Here is an 18,013-nt window from a genome sequence, read left to right as displayed (position 1 = left end):
TCGCCTTCCCCGACCCGAGGAGCGTCACCCATGACGGACGGCCGGTTCCTGCTGGCCCTCGCGTGCCTGCTGCTGCTCACCCGCACCGCCGGCCTGCTCGCCCGCCGGGCCGGCCAGCCCCCGACGGTCGCCGAACTGGCGGCCGGACTGCTGCTCGGGCCCTCGCTGCTCGGCGCGGTCGCCCCCGGCGTCCACCGCTTCCTGTTCGGCCCCGAGGTCCTGCCCGCCCTGGGCGCCCTCGCCGAACTGGGCCTCGTCCTCTACGCCTTCGGCATCGGCCGCCACCTCGCCGGACCGGCCGGCCCCGACCGCACCGCCCCGGCGGTCACCGCCGTCAGCGCGGCGTCCGTCCTGCTGCCGGCGGCCGCCGGAGCGGTTCTCGCGCTCGCCCTCGACGGCGCCCACGCCGGCCCCCGCGCCACCCCGGTCGCGTCCGCCCTGTTCCTCGGCTGCGCCCTGTCGATCACCGCCCTGCCGGTCCTCGCCCGGATCCTCGACGACGAAGGGCTGACGGCCACCCCCGCGGGGCGGGTGAGCCTCGCGGCGGCGGCCGTCGGCGACGCGGTGGCCTGGTGCCTCCTGACCGCCGCCCTGTTCGCCGCGGGCAGCCTCGGAACCCGGCACCTGCTGCCGGCGGCCGCCGGCCTGGCGGCGGTCGCCGTCCTCCTGCGCACCCGGCCGGGCACCACGAGCCGCGGCGCCGACATCACCCTCACCGTCGCCGGCTGCGCCCTCGCCGCCGCGGCCTCCTCCGCCGCCGGCCTCCACCAGCTGCTGGGCGCCCTGCTGTTCGGCCACCTGTTCGGCCGCCGGTACCCGGTGGCGGCCGGCGGCCCGGCGCTCAAGGGGCTCGACACGGTCACCACCGCGATCCTGCTGCCCTGCTTCTTCCTCGGCTTCGGCCAGCGCCTGGACCTCGGATCCGCCCCCTGGGACGCCACGCTCCTCGCGGTCCTCCTGCCGGTCGCCGTCCTCACCAAGACGGTGGGGTGCGCGGCGGCGGCCGCCCTCGCCGGGCTGCCGCGCCGCGAGTGGCTGCGCGTCGGGGCGCTGATGAACTCCCGCGGCCTGACCGAGATCGTCGTCATCTCCCTCGGCCACCAGGCCGGGCTCATCGACCGGACGATGCTCGTCGCCCTGACGGTGGTCGCCCTCGCGACCACCGCCATGACCTCCCCGGCGCTCCGCCTGGCCGACCGCCTGGCCGGCGGGCCTCAGTCGCGCACCGGCACCGGCTCGGGCTCGGCCCCCGCCACCGGCAGGGAGAGCGCGGCCCGCCGCTGAGCCCGGCGGCCGCTCACCCACAGCGCCACCGGCTCGGTGAACCGCGCCGTCACCGGCCCGAGGACGACCAGCAGCAGCACGTACGCCGTCGCCAGCGGCCCCAGCGCCGGTTCGACACCCGCGGCGACCGCGAGCCCCGCGATGACGATGGAGAACTCGCCGCGCGCCACCAGCGCACCGCCCGCCCGCCACCGTCCCCGTTCGCCGATCCCGGCGCGCTTGGCCGCCCAGTACCCCGTACCGATCTTCGTCAGGGCCGTGAGCACCGCCAGGACCAGGGCGGGGAGCAGGACGGGCGGGATGGTCGCCGGGTCCGTACTGAGGCCGAAGAAGACGAAGAACACGGCGGCGAACAGGTCCCGCAGCGGCATCAGCAGGTGGTGGGTGTTCTCCGCGACCTCACCGGACAGCGCGATGCCGACCAGGAACGCGCCCACCGCGGCCGACACCTGGAGTTCCTGGGCGAACCCGGACACCAGCAGCGTCAGACCGAGGACGACCAGCAGCAGCTTCTCCGGGTCGTCGCTGGAGATGAACCGCGAGATGTGCCGCCCGTAGCGCACCGCCACGACCAGCACCACGCCGACCGCGCCCAGCGCGATCGCCAGCGTCACGCCGCCCGCCGCCCAGCCGGCGCCGGCGAGCAGCGTCGTCAGGATGGGCAGGTACACGGCCATCGCCAGGTCCTCCAGGACCAGCACGCTCAGGATGGCCGGCGTCTCGCGGTTGCCGATCCGCCCGAGGTCGCCCAGCACCTTGGCGATCACCCCGGACGACGACACCCACGTCACCCCCGCCAGCACCACCGCCGCCACCGGGCCCCACCCCATCAGCAGCGCCGCGGCGGCGCCCGGCACGGCGTTGAGCACGAAGTCCACCGCCCCGGCCGGGGCGTGCGTCCTCAGGTGCCCGACCAGGTCACCGGCCGTGTACTCCAGCCCCAGCATCAGCAACAGCAGGACGACCCCGATCTCGGCGCCGATCTCGATGAACTCCTCGCTGCCGCCCAGCGGGACGATCCCGCCGTGCCCGAAGACCAGACCGGCCAGCAGGTACAGCGGGATGGGGGAGAAGCGCACCCGGGCGGCGAACCGGCCGAGCAGCCCGAGCGCCAGCACGACGGCGCCGAACTCGATCAGGAAGACAGCGGAATGCACGGCGTCACTTCCGTTCGAGGATGGCGTGCGCCGCGTCGACGCCCTCGCGCGTCCCGACGACGATGATCGTGTCCCCGCCGCGCAGCCGGAACTCCGGCCCGGGGGACGGGATGGGATGCGCCCGGCGCATCACGGCGACGATCGACGCGCCCGTCGCGGTACGCATCCGCGTCTCGCCCAGCTGCCGCCCGTTCCAGTACGAGTCGCCGGTCACCGTGACCCGTTCCGCCAGCAGCCCGAAGTCGCTGGTGTGCAGCAGGTTCGGGTTGTTGTGGCCCGGCAGCAGCGCCTCGGTCAGGGTGAGCGCCTCGGCGCCGGTCAGCCGCATCGACAGCCCGCACGAATCGGGATCGTCGTCGTGGTGGACGTTCAGGGTGCGGGTGCCGTCGCGGTGCGCGACGACCGACAGGGTGTCGTGCCGCCGGGTCGTGAGCTCGTACTGCACGCCGATCCCGGGCAGCGGGGTGGTCCTCAGTCGCGGTGCGGGCATGGCAGGTCGCCTCTCCAGTCGTTGTCAGCGGTACGGGCGGAGCCAGACGGCGCCGAGCGGCGGCAGGGTCAGCTCCGCGCTCGCGGGCAGCCCCTGCCAGGGCACGTCCTGCGCCCGCACCGGGTCCGGGTTCGTGACGCCGCTGCCGCCGTACGCCGCCGCGTCGGTGTTCAGCACCTCGGTCCACCGGCCGGCCGACGGCAGGCCGACCCGGAAGCCGGGGCGCGCGGCCGGCTGGAAGTTGAAGACGCACACCAGCGGCTCGCCCGACTCCCCGTGCCGCAGGAAGCTGTAGACGTTGTCCTGGGCGGCGTCGGCGTCGATCCAGCGGAAGCCCTCGGGCCGGGTGTCCCGGCTCCACAGCGCCGGATCGGCGAGGTAGTGGCGGTTGAGGTCGCGCACCAGGTCGCGGACCGCCGCGTGCGGGGCCTGCCCGGTCAGCGCCCAGTCCGGGCCCCGGTCGTGGGACCACTCGCTGTCCTGGGCGAACTCCTGCCCCATGAACAGCAGGTGCTTGCCGGGGAAGGCCCACATCCACGCCAGGTAGGCGCGCAGGTTCGCGAACCGCTGCCACCGGTCGCCGGGCATCTTGCCGAGCAGCGACCCCTTGCCGTGGACCACCTCGTCGTGGCTGATCGGCAGCAGGTGGTCCTCGGCGTACGCGTACATCATCGCGAAGGTCATCGCGTGGTGGTGGTACTGCCGGTGCACCGGGTCGTGGGCCATGTACGACAGCGAGTCGTGCATCCAGCCCATGTTCCACTTCAGGTCGAAGCCCAGGCCGCCCTCGTCGGTGGAGCGGGTCACCCCGTCCCAGGCCGTGGACTCCTCGGCGACGGTGACCACCCCGGGGCAGCGGCGCTGCACGGTGGCGTTCATCTCCTGGAGGAACTCGACCGCGTCGAGGTTCTCCCGGCCGCCGTAGGCGTTGGGCAGCCACCCGCCGTCGCCGCGGGAGTAGTCCAGGTAGAGCATGGACGCCACGGCGTCCACCCGGATCCCGTCGACGTGGAACTCCTCGCACCAGTACACGGCGTTGGCGACCAGGAAGTTGCGCACCTCCGCCCGCCCGTAGTCGAAGACGAGCGTCCCCCAGTCGGGGTGCTCCCCGCGGCGCGGGTCGGGGTGCTCGTACAGCGGCGTGCCGTCGAACCGGGCGAGCGCCCAGTCGTCGCGGGGGAAGTGCGCGGGCACCCAGTCCACGATCACCCCGATGCCGGCCCGGTGCAGCCGGTCCACCAGGTACCGGAAGTCGTCGGGGGAGCCGAGCCTCGCCATGGGCGCGTAGTAGGAGGTCACCTGGTAGCCCCACGAGCCGCCGAAGGGGTGCTCGGCGGGCGGCAGGAACTCCACGTGCGTGAAGCCCAGCCCCTTGAGGTAGGCGGGGAGTTCAGCGGCCAGCTCGCGGTAGCCGAGACCGGGGCGCCACGACGGCAGGTGCATCTCGTACACGCTCATCGGCGCCTCGGCGACGGGCCGTTCACCGCGCCGCCGCATCCACGCGCCGTCGCCCCAGCGGTACGCGGAGGCGTGGACGACCGACGCGGTGCCGGGCGCCGGCTCGGCCGACGTGGCCAGCGGGTCCGCCTTCTGGATCCAGCGCCCGTCGGGGGTGAGGATCTCGTACTTGTAGCGGCAGCCCGGCCCCACCCCCGGGACGAACAGCTCCCACACCCCGCTCGCCCCGAGCGACCGCATCGGGTGGGCGGCGCCGTTCCAGTGGTTGAGGTCGCCGACCAGGCGGACGGCCCGCGCGTCGGGCGCCCACACCGCGAAGGCGGTGCCGGCCGCCCGGCCGTGCCCGGACTCGTGCTCGCGGACATTGGCCCCGAGGACCCGCCACAGCTCCTCGTGCCGGCCCTCCCGTATCAGGTGCAGGTCCAGCTCGCCGAGCGTCGGGAGGTAGCGGTAGGGGTCGTCGTAGGTGAACACCTCGTCGCCGTAGGCCGCGGCGACCCGGTAGTCGGGGACGTCCCGGCCCGGCAGCACGCCGGCGAAGACGCCCCCGCCCAGGTGGGCCAGCTCGGCGAGCGTCCCGCCGGACGGGTCGGTGATCGTCACCCGGCCGGCCGCCGGGCGCAGCACCCGCACCGTCACCCCGGCGGGGCCGGGGTGGGCGCCGAGCAGCGCGTGCGGGTCGCTGACCTCACCGGTGGTGAGGCGCTTGAGGTCGGTGGCGGCCGGCTCGGTGCCGGCCAGTTCGCGGTTCACGAGGCGATGTCCCCGTTCGTGAAGACGTGGGCGACCTGCCGGCGCGGGTCGAGGCGTACGTAGTTGCTGCGGCCCCAGGTGTAGGTGGCGCCGTCGGCGGACAGCTCGTCGCGGACGGTGAACGTGCCGGTCCGCTCCAGGCCCAGTGCCGGCAGGTCCAGCGAGACCGTCGTCTCGCGGACGCCGTGCGGGTCGAGGTTCAGCACCACGAGCACCCAGTCGTCCCCGTGCCGCTTGGAGAAGCAGACCACCGCGTCGTCGTCGGCGCGGTGGAAGCGCAGGTTGCGCAGCTGCCGCAGTGACGGGTGGGCCCGGCGCACCTCGTTGAGGGTGCGCAGCAGCGGCGCCAGCGACGTCCCGGCCGCCTCCTCGGCGGCCCAGTCGCGGGGCCGGTACTGGTACTTCTCCGAGTCCAGGTACTCCTCGCTGCCCGGGCCCGCGGCCACGTTCTCGCACAGCTCGAAGCCCGCGTACACGCCCCAGGTGGGGGAGGCCGTGGCGGCGAGGACGGCCCGCACGGCGAACGCGGGCCGGCCGCCGTACTGGAGGTAGGCGTGCAGGATGTCGGGGGTGTTCACGAACAGGTTGGGCCGCAGGTACGCGGCGCTCTCCTCGCCGCCCAGCCCCGCCAGTTCGGACAGGTACGACTCCACCTCCTCCTTGGAGTTGCGCCAGGTGAAGTACGTGTACGACTGGTGGAACCCGACCCGCGCCAGGGCGTGCAGCATCGCCGGGCGGGTGAACGCCTCGGCGAGGAACAGCACGTCGGGGTCGGTGGCGTGCACCGCCTCGATCAGCCGCTCCCAGAACGCCACCGGCTTGGTGTGCGGGTTGTCCACCCGGAAGATCCGCACCCCGTGCGCCATCCAGTGCCGCAGGACCCGCAGGCACTCCGCGTGCAGCCCCTCGGGGTCGGTGTCGAAGTCGATCGGGTAGATGTCCTGGTACTTCTTCGGAGGGTTCTCGGCGTACGCGATCGAGCCGTCGGCCCGGTGCCGGAACCACTCGGGGTGCTCCTTCACCCACGGGTGGTCGGGGGAGCACTGGAGGGCGAAGTCCAGGGCGACCTCCAGGCCCAGCTCGCGGGCCCGGCCGGTGAAGGCGTCGAAGTCGTCGAGGGTCCCCAGGTCCGGGTGGACCGCGTCGTGCCCGCCGTCGGCCGAGCCGATCGCCCACGGCGAGCCCGGGTCGTGCGGGCCCGGCGTCAGCGTGTTGCCCGCGCCCTTGCGGTGGGAGGTGCCGATGGGGTGGATCGGCGGCAGGTACACCACGTCGAAGCCCATCGCGGCCACCGCGTCCAGCCGGTGCGCCGCTGTGCGGAACGTGCCCGAGCGGGGCGGCGGGACCACACCGGTCGCGTCCGGCCCGGCCGGGACCACCGCCCCCTCGGAGCGGGGGAAGAACTCGTACCAGGAGCCGTACAGCGCGCGCTCGCGGTCGACCCGCAGCGGCAGCTCGCCCGACGAGGTCACCAGCTCGCGCAGCGGCCGGGCCGCCAGCAGGCCGGTCACCACGGGGGCGAGGGCCGCGGCGTGGCGCTGTGCCGCGGACAGGGCGGGGTCGCGCAGCCGGGCGGCCGCCTCCGTCAGGGGGGCGCCCTCACCGGCGGGGAACGCCGCGGCGGCCCGCTCCAGCAGGACGGCGCCCTCCTCCAGGACCAGCTCCACGTCGATGCCCGCCGGGATCTTCACCTCCGCGGTGTGCCGCCAGGTCGCCACCGGGTCGGCCCAGGCCTCCACCCGGTACGTCCAGTCGCCCTCCCGGTCCGCCGACACGGGCGCGGCGTACCGGTCGGTGCCGGGGGCCGTCAGCCGCATGGGCGTCCACGGTCCGGGCTCCCCGTCCGGGCCGGTGAGCACCACGTTCGCGGCCACCGCGTCGTGCCCCTCCCGGAACACGGTGGCGCTCACCTCGAACACCTCGCCGGGCACGGCACGGGCGGGGCGCCGCCCGCCGTCCACCCGGGGCGTCACGTCCACCACGGGGATGCGCCCGACGGTGGGCGCGAACACCGGGGCGCCGGCGTCCGGCCGCGCCCCGGCCCCGGCCGTGGCTGCGTCGGCGGCACCGCGCGAGGGGCCCGCCGCACCGAGCGGGCGGGCGCCCCCGGCCCGGGCGTCCGCGGCCCGCGGGGTGCCCGTCTCGGCGGGCCGGGCCGCGCCCTTGGGCGTGGCGTTGCGCTGTCTGGTCCTGCCGTGCATCGTCGTGCCTCCTCGCACCGGGGTGCAGTCGCTGGAAGGGCGCCGGTGTCACCGGCGTATCGCGGTGGTGCCGTTGCTCACGGCGGAGATGATCCGGCGGTAGCCCGCGACCAGCGGGTGGTGCGGGTACGCCGGGCTGAAGAGCCGTTCGCCGGCGAGGGACGCCATCTCGGGGGCGTACGGCAGGACGGCCGTGATCCCGGTGGCGTACGCGGACTCGACCTCCTCGCGCATCCGGTCGTCGACCACGCCGTCGGGCACCATGCTGAGCGCCACGCTCACCCGTACGCAGCCGAGCCGGCCCGCCAGCGCCATGGTCTCGGCGGCGCCCGCGAGGTCGAGCCGGTCGGCCCGCGTGACGATCACCAGGGCGTCCGAGCTGGCCATCGCGGTGACGGTCTCGTTGTTGAACCCGGCGTGGGTGTCGAGGAGCAGCACGTCGAGGGCGAGCAGGTCGATGAGCCGGTCGAAGCCCTCGCGCAGCAGCCCCACGTCGTAGCCGCGCCCCATGATCTCGTTGATGCCGGCCGCCCCGCTCCTGGCCGGGACCAGGAAGACACCGTCGTGCCCCGCCTCCGCCCGGCAGGGGTAGGCCGCGTCCTCGATCTCGCAGTGGCCGACCAGGTAGTCGGCGAGCGAGCGGCGGGCGGCGGGCACGGTGTCACCGAACATCAGGTCCAGGGCGGGTGTCTGGATGTCCGTGTCCACGAGCGCGACCCGGCGGCCCCCGGACGCCAGGAGCAGCGCGAGGTTCGCGGCCGTGCTGGACTTCCCCGTACCCCCTCGGTAGGAGTGCACGGTGATGATCTGCGACATGGATCCCATCCGGTGAATCGGTCTAGTGGTCGTCCTGGTGGCCGTGGTGGAGCCGGTCGCCGGCGGTGGCGCTCCCCCCGGTGCCGTCCTTTCCCTCCGTGCCGTCGGCCCGGTGGTCCTCCGGCAGGCGCCAGTGGACGGCCATCATGGTGATGTCGTCCGACTGCTCGGACGGGCCGACGAACTCGCTCAGCACCCCGTCCATGTGGTCCAGCAGCTCCTCCCCGCGCACCGCCGCCCGCGCCAGCTCCGCGAGCATCTGGTCGTCGCCGAAGAACCGCCCCGACATCGAGCGGGCCTCGGTCACCCCGTCCGTGTAGACGAAGAGCGTGTCGCCCGGGCCGATCTGGGCGTACCCCAGCGAGAAGGTGCCGTCGGGGATGACCCCGACCGCGGGACCGGTCGGTTCGAGCAGCACCGGGTCCTTCCCCTCGCCGCTCACCAGCACGGGCGGGTTGTGGCCGCCGTTGATGTAGACGAGGTTGCCGGTGAGCGGGTCCAGTACGCCGAAGAACATGGTGGCGAAGTAGCCCTGCCGGATGTGGTTCCTGGTCAGGTAGTTGTTGGTGCCCACCACGGCGTTGAGCAGCGGGGTGGCGCCCACCACCGGGATGGCCCGGCTCTGCTCGCCCCAGCCGGCGTCCTCGCCCAGCAGGTCGGCGGCGATCAGACTCTGCAGCCCGCTCTGCTCGGCGGTGTGCCGCAGCAGACTGCGGATGAGCGCCATGAACAGCGCGGCGCCGACGCCCTTGTCGCAGACGTCGGCCACGACCAGCGCGAGACGGCGGTTGTTGACCAGCTCGAACACGTCGTAGAAGTCGCCGGCGACGGTCCGGGCGGGCCGGAAGCGGACGTGGATCTCCCAGCCGTCGGGGTTGGGCAACGAGTCGGGCAGGAAACCCATCTGGATCTCCCGCCCGATCTCCAGTTCCCGCTCGTAGCTGAGCAGTTCCGCGCGGGCGGTGACGTCCTCCATGGTCCGGGTGAAGTTGGCCCGCTCGTGGCAGTCCCGCAGCCGGGCCCGTACGAGGTCGGGGTAGAACGGCGGCACCAGGTAGTCGGAGCCGGCGTGGATGTGGCTGCCCAGCAGGTGCAGGTCGTGCTCCGCGAACGCCACGACGGTCGGCCGCTGCCCCTCGTCGTCCAGGCGCCGCGCCACGGCGCGGACGGTGTGGGGCGACAGCCCCGCGTACGCCAGCAGCACCTCGGTGGCGGGCAGCTGCCCGTGCTGGACGACCAGGACGTCGGCGGGCGTGCGGATGCGCACCACGGCACCCACGCTGTCCAGGGCCTTCAGCAGCTCCGGCGGCGCGCTGCGGTGCTCGTCCAGGAGCAGCACATTGGTCTGGAGCATGTCACCTCATCCCGTCCCGGGGCCGGCGGCCGTGGCCGAGCGGCGCATCACGAGCGTGCTGACATTGCGGCCGGCGACCAGCTCGTACTCGAAGGAGTCGACCGCCGTGAAGGCGAGGAAGACCCCGAGCCCGCCGATCTGCCGCTCGGCGAGCGGCACGTCGAGCGCCGGGGCGCGCATGCCCTGGCGCGGGTCGAAGGCCGGGGCGTCGTCCTCGAAGCGCACCCACACCTGGTCCGGGTCGATGCCGCCGTCCACGGAGATCTCGCCGGCGGTGCCCCGGTAGCCGTGCATGACGATGTTGGTCGCCAGCTCGTCGGCCGCGAGGCGCAGCCGGTACAGGGCGCTCTCCGGCAGCGCGGCCCGCGCCCCGAGCCCCAGCACGAACTCGGCCACCCGGTCCAGGCACGCCAGCCGCGCGGGGATGCGCAGCGCGTCCGGCGCCGCCGCCCCGGAGCTGCCCGCCGCCCCGCGGGCCCCGGGCACGCCGGAGCCCCCCGGCGCCCCCGCGCCGGCCGCCGCGGCGGACGCGCGGGCGGCAGGCGCACAGGTGGCCGGGGCGCGGGTGCCGGGGGCGCAGCCGGTGGCAGCGCCCGCGGGGCCGGCCGGGGCGCCGGACCCGGCGGAACCGCCGGACGGCGACGCGGCACCGGAGTCGAGGCCCATGTCTCCCGCCTCCTCAGGCGTCGATCAGGTCGATGCTGTGGTCGAACCCGGCCAGCCTGATCGTGTGGGCGACCGGCTCCTGGGCGCCGACGACGGCGATCCTGACGTCGTCGCCCATCTTCTGGCGGGCGAACACCAGGGACCGCAGCCCCGCGCTGGACATGTAGTCCAGCTTCTCGGCCCTGATGACCAGCTCGATCGACCCGGCCGCGGCGGCCTCGTCGATCGTGTCGTGGAAGCGGCCGGCGCTGGAGGCGTCCAGCTCGCCGGCGAGCTCGATCGTCGCCACCCGTTCGTTGACCCTGAGCCTCACGTCGAACGTCACGGTGCCATCTCCTTCTGCGTCGCTTGCGTCGCTTGTGTCGTGGGTACGGGGCGGCCCACGAGGATCACCGCCGAGTGCGGGCCCAGGTGGTAGCGCCCGGGGTGCTCCAGCAGGGGCTCCTCGCCCAGCGGGTGCATGCCGTACGGCATCAGGGCGCCCGTGTCGGCGAACAGGTGCCAGGCCTGGCCGTCGGGGAGTTGCGGGAGCTCCATGTCGTGGGGCTCCCAGTGGGCGTTGACGGCGACGTACACGTGGTCGTCGGGCACCCCGCCCTTGGCGTGCCGGCCGCACCGCATCAGGGCGACGACCCGGCAGTGGTCCGCCCAGTCCGGGTGCCAGGCGCGCACCCCGTGCCAGCTGACGTCCGGGTAGCCGCTGCCCATCGAGTCGATCCCGCGCGGGTGCTCGGTGTTGCGCAGCACCGGGTGCGCGTGCCGGAAGGCGATCAGGCCGCGGGTGAACTCCAGCAGCTCGGCGTTGGCCTCGACGAGACCCCAGTCGAACCACGACAGCTCGTTGTCCTGGCAGTACGTGTTGTTGTTGCCGAGCTGGGTGCGGCCCACCTCGTCACCGGCCAGGATCATGGGGACACCCTGGCTGGTGAGCAGGATCGCCATGAGGTTCTTCATCTGGCGCATCCGCAGGTCGCGCACGTGCGGTGAGGCGCTGGGGCCCTCCTCGCCGCAGTTCCAGCTGTAGTTGTCGTTGGCGCCGTCGGTGTTGCCCTCGCCGTTGGCCTCGTTGTGCTTGTCGTTGTACGAGACCAGGTCGTTGAGGGTGAACCCGTCGTGCGCGGTGACGAAGTTGACCGACGCGGCCGCCCCGCGGCCCCAGTACAGGTCCGGTGAACCGGCCATCCGGGTGGCCAGCTCGCCGGCGACCCCCGGCTCGCCCTTGACGAACCGGCGCACCGCGTCGCGGTACTTGCCGTTCCACTCCGACCAGCGGCCGTAGTTGGGGAAGTGGCCCACCTGGTACAGCCCGGCCGCGTCCCACGCCTCGGCGATCAGCTTGGTGTGCCGCAGGACCGGGTCGTACGCGAGCTGCTCCAGCAGCGGCGGGTTGGGCAGCGGGGTGCCGTCCGGGGCGCGGTCGAGGATGGCCGCCAGGTCGAAGCGGAACCCGTCGATGTGGTACTCGGCCACCCAGTGGCGCAGGCAGCCCAGCACGAAGTCCCGCACGACCGGGTGGTTGCAGTTGACCGTGTTCCCGGTGCCGCTGAAGTTGTAGTACTGCCCGTCGGGCGTGAGCATGTAGTACGTGGCGTTGTCGAGCCCGCGGAACGAGATCGTCGGCCCGTACTCGTTGCCCTCGGCGGTGTGGTTGAACACCACGTCGAGGACGACCTCGATGCCCGCCCTGTGCAGCTCCTTCACCAGCGACTTGAACTCGTCGGCCTGCATCCCGAACCGGCCCGTGGCCGCGTAGCCGGCCTTCGGGGCGAAGAAGGAAACGGTGTTGTAGCCCCAGTAGTTGTGCAGCCGCTCGCCCGTCACCGGGTTGGTGCGCGGGTTGTCCAGCTCGTCGAACTCGAAGACCGGCAGCAGCTCCACGCAGTTGACGCCGAGGTGCTTCAGGTACGGGATCTTCTCCCGCAGCCCGGCGTACGTGCCCGGCGCCGTCACCCCCGACGAGGGGTGCCGGGTGAAGCCGCGCACGTGCGTCTCGTAGATGACGAGGTCCTCGGTGGGGATCCGCAGCGGTGTGTCGTCGCCCCAGTCGAAGTCGTCGTTCACCACCTGGGCCCGGTAGGGGTAGACGTCGTTCCAGTCGGGCTCCCGCCCCCACACGTCCCGGCCCGAGACGAGCCGGGCGTACGGGTCGCTGAGCACCCGCCGGGCGTCGAAGCGGTCGCCGCTCACCGGATCGAAGGGCCCGTCGGCGCGGAAGCCGTACTCCAGGTTCTCCACGTCGAGCCCGAACACCGTCATCGCGTACACGCTGCCGGTGCGGAACTCGGCCGGGAAGGGAAGCTCCGCGGCCGGCTCGGGCGCGCCGCGCTCGAAGAGCACCAGGCTCATCGAGGTGGCGCGGTCCGAGTAGACCGAGAAGTTGACGCCGCCCGGCACCGGGGTCGCGCCGTACGGGAAGGGCCGTCCGGCCCGTACCCGGTAGCCGGCGATCCGGTGGGTGGGGTACGCGTCGACGCGTTCGCGCATCTCCGTCAGGTCCCGGGGGCTCATCGCGCCGCCCGCTCCAGCTCGGAGTCGACGTCCGCGCCTATCCGGAAGAAGTCCAGGAAGCCGGTGGCGTTCATGACGAAGGTGACCTCCTCCGACAGGCCGACGAGGGTGATCCGGGCGCTGAGCTGCTGGGCGCGCCGGTGCACGATGAGCAGGGTGCGCAGTCCGGCGCTGGAGACGTAGGACACCCCGGTGAGGTCGACGAGCACCTCGGCGCCCTGCCGGATGAAGGGCAGCAGCTGGGCCTGGAGGCCGCCGGAGGTGGTGCTGTTGATCTCCCCGTCGAGGGCGACGACGGTGACGTCGCCCTCGGAGCGCGCGTTGACCTTGACGGTCATCCGGTCACCTCCGTCCCGCCCCGGGGGGCGAGGCGGACCTTGACCTTCACACGGCCGGAGGTCTCGGGGAGCGTCACCGTCAGGGCGGCGGAGTCGAAGTCGGTGTGGGGTTCGCCCTCGATCTCGACGGACTCGATCCGCACCGAACCGGCCGGCAGCAGGTCGGGCGCGACCCGCAGCAGCCGGCCGTCCAGGTCGGACGGGTCGGGCTTGAACCAGAAGTCCATCGGCTTGCCGTTGACGAGCAGGTTGTTGTAGACGGCGGCCAGGTAGCACAGCTCCGCCGAGTGGTACATGCTCATCGAGTGGCTGCCCTTGAGCCGCTCCACGCCCAGCAGGTACGGCAGGCCGCTGGCCAGGGTGTTGAAGTAGACGGCGCCCTCGTCGTGGTCGAGGAAGAAGGCGTTGTAGAAGGACTGGGCGTCGCGTGCCTCGTCGCGGAAGTCCTCCCGGCCGGTGATGCCGTGCAGGATCAGGTAGGCGAGGATCGCCTGCTCCTGCTGCCACCAGGCCTTGCGGTCGTGCCAGGCGAAGCGGAAGTGCTCCTCGCCGTCCCGCTTGATCCGCTCGACCACGTCGTACCAGCCGCCGCGCTGCCGGTCGCCGCCGACCGCGGGCATCGTCTCGCCGAGGGACGCGGCGGTCTCCAGGTACTCGGCCTTGGGGCGGAGGCTGTGCATCCGCATCAGGTTCCAGGCGATCTTCAGGTTGTGGCCGACGACCGCCCGGTCCTGCTGCCAGCCGTGGGTGGTGTCGGGCGACCAGTCCTGGTGGAACCGCTCCTGGACGAACGGGCTGTTCTTCGGGTCGGGGAACCGCTCGACGATGGTGTCGAAGGTGTACTCCAGCATGTCGGCGTAGGCCTTCTCGCCGGTGGCCAGGTACAGGTTGATCAGGTAGGCGGGGGCGTGGTCGCCGACCGAGTTCCAGTTCTTGCGGGCCTTGTTCGGGCCCAGCGACTCGTGGTGCGGGCTCAGCAGGATCGGGTCGATGTGCGAGAAGTACCCGCCGTGCTCCGAGTCCAGGTAGAACCGGTCGAACAGCCGGATCGTGGCGTCGGCGTCGTTCCTGATCCGCGGGTCGCCGGTGATCCGGTACGTCTGGACGGGACCGGCGAGGGCGTAGATCTGCTCGTACGCCGGCAGGGCGTCGTAGTCGTCGGAGAACTCCGAGGTGAACAGCTTCTTCTCGACGTCGCCGTCGATGGACAGCCCGTGGTACCAGTACACGACGTTCTCGTCGGTGTCGACGAACCGCATGTGCTCGCGCAGGTACTCGGTGCCGCGCTCGGCGACCTCCAGGTACTCGTCGTCACCGGTCAGCAGGAACGCCGACGCCATGCCGTACACCAGCCGGGAGATCGTGTCGGTCTCCTGGACGTGGCTGGCGGTCTTCTCCCCGCCGAGCCGGATCTCGGTGCGGTACCCGGTGAAGTCGACCGGTCCGTCGCCGAACTGCGCCTTGCGGTAGAACGCGGCGATCTCCTTGATCTGCCGGACCCACCAGCCCGCCTCCTCGAAGCGGAAGTCGTCGCCCTGCCGGCCCGTGAAGATCAGCCGCTTGGCCTCGAACCGCAGCCGCTCCCCGCCGGGGTAGAAGACGCCGTACGCCAGGACGAAGGCGCCCTCGCGGAGCATGTCGTCGATGTGGCCGGTGGCGTCCTGGTACGGCTCTCCCAGGTTGTGCAGCAGCTCCGCGCTCGGATCGCCGTCCAGGGATATCCGGAACTCCGTGCCGCCCGGGGTGACCACGCTGACCACCCGGGCGTCGCGGTCGAAGCCGGTGACGCGGCCCGCGATGGTGTCGGAGAACGTGAAGTTCACGGTGTCGGAAGTGGTGGACATGGCATTCACGCCCCTCGCAGCACGAGCTCGTCGATGATGGTCCTGGCGAACAGATGGCAGTGGTCGCCCGTCCTCGCGGTCACCAGGTCCCCGTCCACGACGACGTCCTGGTCCACGTAGTTGGCGCCCATGTTGCGGACGTCCCCGATGAGGTTGTTGTGGCAGACCACCTTGCGGCCGCGCACCACGTACGGGATCGACGCGGCCAGCCACATGCCGTGGCAGATGATGCCCTTGACCACTCCCGACCGGGCGAACGCCCGGCGCAGCAGGTCGGTGGCCGGCGCCAGCCGCTCGATGTCCTCGGTGTAGCGCAGCCGGTCCGCGACCATGCCGGACGGCACGATCAGGGCGCTGTACTCGCGCAGCCGCCGGTCGTCGAGGTCCTCCAGGCTGCGGGTCACGGTCAGCGGCGCACGGTACTCGTGGCCGGTGAAGGTGATGGACCTGTTGCCCCACAGCCGGGTGAGGAAGTCGACGCGGGCGCCCTCCTCGGCGAACCGGCGCTGGTAGTAGGCGATCTCGGGCTCGTAGAAGTCGCTCTCCGCGAGGATCGCGATCCTCCGGCCGGTGAGCACCCCGTCGCGTACGGGTGTCTCAGCTGTGCCGGCCATGGGTCCCCCCTTCGGTTGTTCCCTCGGTGGTCCGCAGGTCGACGAGGAACGGCTTGTCGTCGGCGAACATCCGCTTGACCGCGTACGCCACCTGCTCGTGGTCGTCGACCCGCAGCGCCTCGACGCCGAACCCCTCGGCGATCCGGCTGAAGCCGATGTCGGGGTGGGACAGGTCGAACGGCGTCGGATGGGCGTGCTCGGGGATGTCCCGCTCCCGCCAGTACTGCTCGATGTTCAGGTCGAGCAGCTTGTAGCTGCGGTTGTTGCAGATCACGAACTTGGCGCCGATGCCGTGCCGGACGGCCGTGTACAGCGCCTGGAACGTGTACATCGAGCCGCCGTCCCCGGTGAAGGCGATCACGGTCTTGTCCGGGTGGGCCAGCTTGATGCCGAGCGCGCCGGGGATGCCCACGCCCAGCGAGCCGCCGCGGGTGGAGAACCAGTGGCCCGGCAGCCGCCCCGGCAGGTACGCGTTGAGCGGCCCGGCCGCCGTCAGCGCCTCGTCGAAGACCATCAGGTCCTCCGGGGCCTGCCCGGCCACCTCCCGCAGGAAGTGGTGCAGCAGCGAGCCGTCGTCCTCCGGTCCGGCCGGCTGCTCGCGGCGGCGCAGCTCCAGCCGCCCCGACGCCAGCGCCCGTGCCTCCGCCGACAGCCGGCCCTCCAGCTCGGTGGCGAGCGCGGCGAGCGTCGCCTTCGGGTCGGCGACCAGGCCGAGGGTGACCGGGTGGTTCTTGGCGATCTCGTACCCGTCGAGGTCGACGTGGACGATCCTGGCGTCCTCGCGGAACGGGTTGTCCAGCACCGGGAACACCTCGCCGAACACGTACGTGCCGACGATCAGCACCGCGTCCGCGTCCTTCACCGCCGCCCGGCTGACCTCGCCGAACATGTGGCCCAACTGGCCCCGGTACAGCGGGTGCCGGGCGTCCAGGTTCACCTCGGAGAAGTCCATGCCCCACACGTCGGCGCCCAGCTGCTCGGCCACCCGCACCAGCTCCGCCTGCCCGCCGGACGCCGAGACGCCGTCGCCCACGATGACGACCGGCTTCTCGGCGCCGGCCAGCAGCCGCGCCGCCTGCTCCACCAGGGAGGGCACCGGCAGCGCCCGGGTCTCCAGGAACGTGCTGGGGACGACCGGCTCGGTGTTGACCGCGTCCAGGACGTCCATGGGAAGGGAGACGAAGACCGGGCCGCGCGGCGGCGTCATCGCCATCTTCATGGCCCGGCGCAGCACCCGCAGCACCGAGTGCGGGTCGGTCACCCGGGTCGCGTACTTGGTGACGGGCGCCGCCATGGCGACCAGGTCGGCCGCCATCTGCGCGTCCATCGCGTCGTACCGGACCCCGGCCTCACCGGCGATCACCACGAGCGGCGAGTGGCCGCGCTTGGCCTGGTAGAGCATGCCGATCGCGTTGCCGAGACCGACGCCGCTGTGGAGCTGGAGCAGCGCCGGGCGGCCGGTGGCCCGGGCGTACCCGTCGGCGATGCCGGCGGCGACCGTCTCCTGCAGGGTCAGGATGTACTGGAGGCCGTCGTAGTCCTCCAGCGCGTCCAGGAATCCCTGCTCGACCGTTCCTGGATTGCCGAACATATAGGGAATTCCATCGGCGAGGAATTGCTCGATGATCGCCGCTTTGCCCTGCCTGGCCATGTCTTCCTTCTCTCGTCGGTCAACCGTTGAATTACCAGCCGAAGCGGCGCAGCCCGTCCTCGAGAACCTCGACGACCTTCTCGCCGGTGAGGTACGAGTCCGGCGTCGAACGCCCGGTGATGAACGGGTAGTCCACGATCACCGACGTTTCCTTGCCGAAATTGCCGTGGTAGCGGCCGTCCGGACCGGTGGCGTCGCGCAGGATGTACTCCAGCGGGTACGGCGGCGGCCCCATGACGAAGTCGGTGCCGAGGAATCCGGTCCCGTCCTTGTAGTCGTACTCCTTGCAGTGACCGGTGACGTGCTTGCCCCAGATGATCGACTTGCGGTCCTCCCAGTCACGGGCGAACGCGAGCGGGGCGACGCCGTAGCACTCGGCGGCGATCGGCTTCCCGGCGCGCAGGAAGGACAGGATGATCTGGTGCACCCGCTCGTTGTTGGCCAGGTCCACGATCGGGCCGGAGCCGCCGACGATCAGCAGCGCGTCGTACTCCTCCAGCTCCTGGGCGACCAGGTCCACGGCGCGGTGGTAGGCCTCCAGCTTGCGCAGGTAGTCCTCGTCCGCCGTGTAGGGGCGCTCCGGCACCCAGCCGGAGATGTCGATCGGGTCGGCCAGCCGGTCCGACTCGTCGATCTGCCGGGTGAGCTTGGCGACCTCCTCGGAGGTCACGGACTTGCCCAGCGGCGGGTCGATGTAGGTGGGGTCCATGCTCGGCGGGAGCGCGTGCGGCTGCCTGCCGGTCGGGGTGGCGAACACGACCTCGTAACCGCGCTGGTCGAAGTGGTGCAGCGGCCCGACGAGCTCCTCGCCCCAGTAGCCGTACTCCGACAGGATCACGAGGATCTTCTTGGCGTTCCTTCTGGCCACGCCTGCTCCTT

The 18,013-nt window shown here is 72.4% G+C and carries 15 protein-coding genes; 1 reads left to right on the top strand and 14 read right to left on the bottom strand.

The annotated features are described in order from the left end of the window. Positions 1-30 precede the first annotated feature (30 nt). Complete coding sequence (locus tag A4V12_RS26220) at positions 31-1,284, top strand: cation:proton antiporter (RefSeq protein WP_064071877.1); 1,254 nt, start codon at positions 31-33, stop codon at positions 1,282-1,284. On the opposite strand, the gene A4V12_RS26215 is transcribed toward A4V12_RS26220, so the two are convergent. The 14 genes from A4V12_RS26215 to A4V12_RS26150 are packed head-to-tail and all read right to left on the bottom strand — an operon-like array spanning position 1,215 to position 18,002. Continuing rightward, complete coding sequence (locus A4V12_RS26215; RefSeq protein ID WP_064071876.1) at positions 1,215-2,441, bottom strand: cation:proton antiporter; 1,227 nt, start codon at positions 2,439-2,441, stop codon at positions 1,215-1,217. The two genes, A4V12_RS26220 and A4V12_RS26215, sit on opposite strands and share 70 nt — an antisense overlap. A gap of 4 nt (positions 2,442-2,445) precedes the next feature. Next, positions 2,446-2,931: a cation:proton antiporter regulatory subunit gene (locus A4V12_RS26210; RefSeq protein WP_064071875.1), complete on the bottom strand. Its 486-nt coding sequence runs from the start codon at positions 2,929-2,931 to the stop codon at positions 2,446-2,448. Between the two features lie 24 nt (positions 2,932-2,955). Beyond that, on the bottom strand, positions 2,956-5,142 hold the full coding sequence (gene glgB / locus A4V12_RS26205) for a 1,4-alpha-glucan branching protein GlgB (RefSeq protein WP_199831392.1): 2,187 nt from the start codon (positions 5,140-5,142) through the stop codon (positions 2,956-2,958). After that, a complete protein-coding gene (locus tag A4V12_RS26200) occupies positions 5,139-7,343 on the bottom strand; it encodes an alpha-1,4-glucan--maltose-1-phosphate maltosyltransferase (protein ID WP_079137352.1) in 2,205 nt (734 codons plus the stop codon). The genes glgB and A4V12_RS26200 overlap by 4 nt, the downstream gene beginning before the upstream one ends. A 48-nt stretch (positions 7,344-7,391) precedes the next feature. Then, a complete protein-coding gene (locus A4V12_RS26195; protein ID WP_064071874.1) occupies positions 7,392-8,159 on the bottom strand; it encodes a MinD/ParA family ATP-binding protein in 768 nt (255 codons plus the stop codon). Positions 8,160-8,181: 22 nt separating this feature from the next. Continuing rightward, on the bottom strand, positions 8,182-9,513 hold the full coding sequence (locus tag A4V12_RS26190) for a PP2C family protein-serine/threonine phosphatase (RefSeq protein ID WP_064071873.1): 1,332 nt from the start codon (positions 9,511-9,513) through the stop codon (positions 8,182-8,184). A 6-nt stretch (positions 9,514-9,519) separates the two neighbouring features. Beyond that, positions 9,520-10,179 carry an ATP-binding protein gene (locus tag A4V12_RS35635; RefSeq protein WP_079137351.1) on the bottom strand — a complete coding sequence of 220 codons (660 nt, stop codon included), beginning with the start codon at positions 10,177-10,179 and terminating at the stop codon, positions 9,520-9,522. Positions 10,180-10,192: 13 nt separating this feature from the next. Beyond that, on the bottom strand, positions 10,193-10,504 hold the full coding sequence (locus A4V12_RS26180; RefSeq protein WP_064071872.1) for an anti-sigma factor antagonist: 312 nt from the start codon (positions 10,502-10,504) through the stop codon (positions 10,193-10,195). After that, positions 10,501-12,687, bottom strand: a complete 2,187-nt coding sequence (glgX, locus tag A4V12_RS26175; protein WP_234372340.1) for a glycogen debranching protein GlgX — start codon at positions 12,685-12,687, stop codon at positions 10,501-10,503. Before glgX ends, A4V12_RS26180 begins: the two co-directional genes overlap by 4 nt. Continuing rightward, positions 12,684-13,025, bottom strand: a complete 342-nt coding sequence (locus A4V12_RS26170; RefSeq protein WP_064071871.1) for an STAS domain-containing protein — start codon at positions 13,023-13,025, stop codon at positions 12,684-12,686. The genes glgX and A4V12_RS26170 overlap by 4 nt, the downstream gene beginning before the upstream one ends. Beyond that, positions 13,022-14,869 carry an AGE family epimerase/isomerase gene (locus A4V12_RS26165; protein ID WP_064071870.1) on the bottom strand — a complete coding sequence of 616 codons (1,848 nt, stop codon included), beginning with the start codon at positions 14,867-14,869 and terminating at the stop codon, positions 13,022-13,024. Before A4V12_RS26165 ends, A4V12_RS26170 begins: the two co-directional genes overlap by 4 nt. 5 nt (positions 14,870-14,874) lie before the next feature. Next, positions 14,875-15,483 (bottom strand): DJ-1/PfpI family protein, encoded by a 609-nt coding sequence (locus A4V12_RS26160; RefSeq protein WP_064071869.1) that lies wholly within the window; start codon positions 15,481-15,483, stop codon positions 14,875-14,877. Next, positions 15,467-17,134: a thiamine pyrophosphate-binding protein gene (locus tag A4V12_RS26155; protein ID WP_064071868.1), complete on the bottom strand. Its 1,668-nt coding sequence runs from the start codon at positions 17,132-17,134 to the stop codon at positions 15,467-15,469. Before A4V12_RS26155 ends, A4V12_RS26160 begins: the two co-directional genes overlap by 17 nt. A gap of 31 nt (positions 17,135-17,165) precedes the next feature. Beyond that, complete coding sequence (locus tag A4V12_RS26150) at positions 17,166-18,002, bottom strand: type 1 glutamine amidotransferase domain-containing protein (protein WP_064071867.1); 837 nt, start codon at positions 18,000-18,002, stop codon at positions 17,166-17,168. Positions 18,003-18,013 lie beyond the last annotated feature (11 nt).

It is taken from the genome of Streptomyces noursei, assembly GCF_001646665.1.
Taxonomy (GTDB): Bacteria; Actinomycetota; Actinomycetes; order Streptomycetales; family Streptomycetaceae; genus Streptomyces; species Streptomyces lavendulocolor.
This window is presented reverse-complemented; position numbering and strand designations above follow the sequence as displayed.

Coding starts and splice junctions, on each gene's coding strand:
- A4V12_RS26220 (WP_064071877.1), top strand. CDS start 31: ATGACGGACGGCCGGTTCCTGCTGGCCCTCGCGTGCCTGCTGCTGCTC.
- A4V12_RS26210 (WP_064071875.1), bottom strand. CDS start 2,931: ATGCCCGCACCGCGACTGAGGACCACCCCGCTGCCCGGGATCGGCGTG.
- A4V12_RS26200 (WP_079137352.1), bottom strand. CDS start 7,343: ATGCACGGCAGGACCAGACAGCGCAACGCCACGCCCAAGGGCGCGGCC.
- A4V12_RS26195 (WP_064071874.1), bottom strand. CDS start 8,159: ATGTCGCAGATCATCACCGTGCACTCCTACCGAGGGGGTACGGGGAAG.
- A4V12_RS26190 (WP_064071873.1), bottom strand. CDS start 9,513: ATGCTCCAGACCAATGTGCTGCTCCTGGACGAGCACCGCAGCGCGCCG.
- A4V12_RS35635 (WP_079137351.1), bottom strand. CDS start 10,179: ATGGGCCTCGACTCCGGTGCCGCGTCGCCGTCCGGCGGTTCCGCCGGG.
- glgX (WP_234372340.1), bottom strand. CDS start 12,687: ATGAGCCCCCGGGACCTGACGGAGATGCGCGAACGCGTCGACGCGTAC.
- A4V12_RS26170 (WP_064071871.1), bottom strand. CDS start 13,025: ATGACCGTCAAGGTCAACGCGCGCTCCGAGGGCGACGTCACCGTCGTC.
- A4V12_RS26165 (WP_064071870.1), bottom strand. CDS start 14,869: ATGTCCACCACTTCCGACACCGTGAACTTCACGTTCTCCGACACCATC.
- A4V12_RS26160 (WP_064071869.1), bottom strand. CDS start 15,483: ATGGCCGGCACAGCTGAGACACCCGTACGCGACGGGGTGCTCACCGGC.
- A4V12_RS26155 (WP_064071868.1), bottom strand. CDS start 17,134: ATGGCCAGGCAGGGCAAAGCGGCGATCATCGAGCAATTCCTCGCCGAT.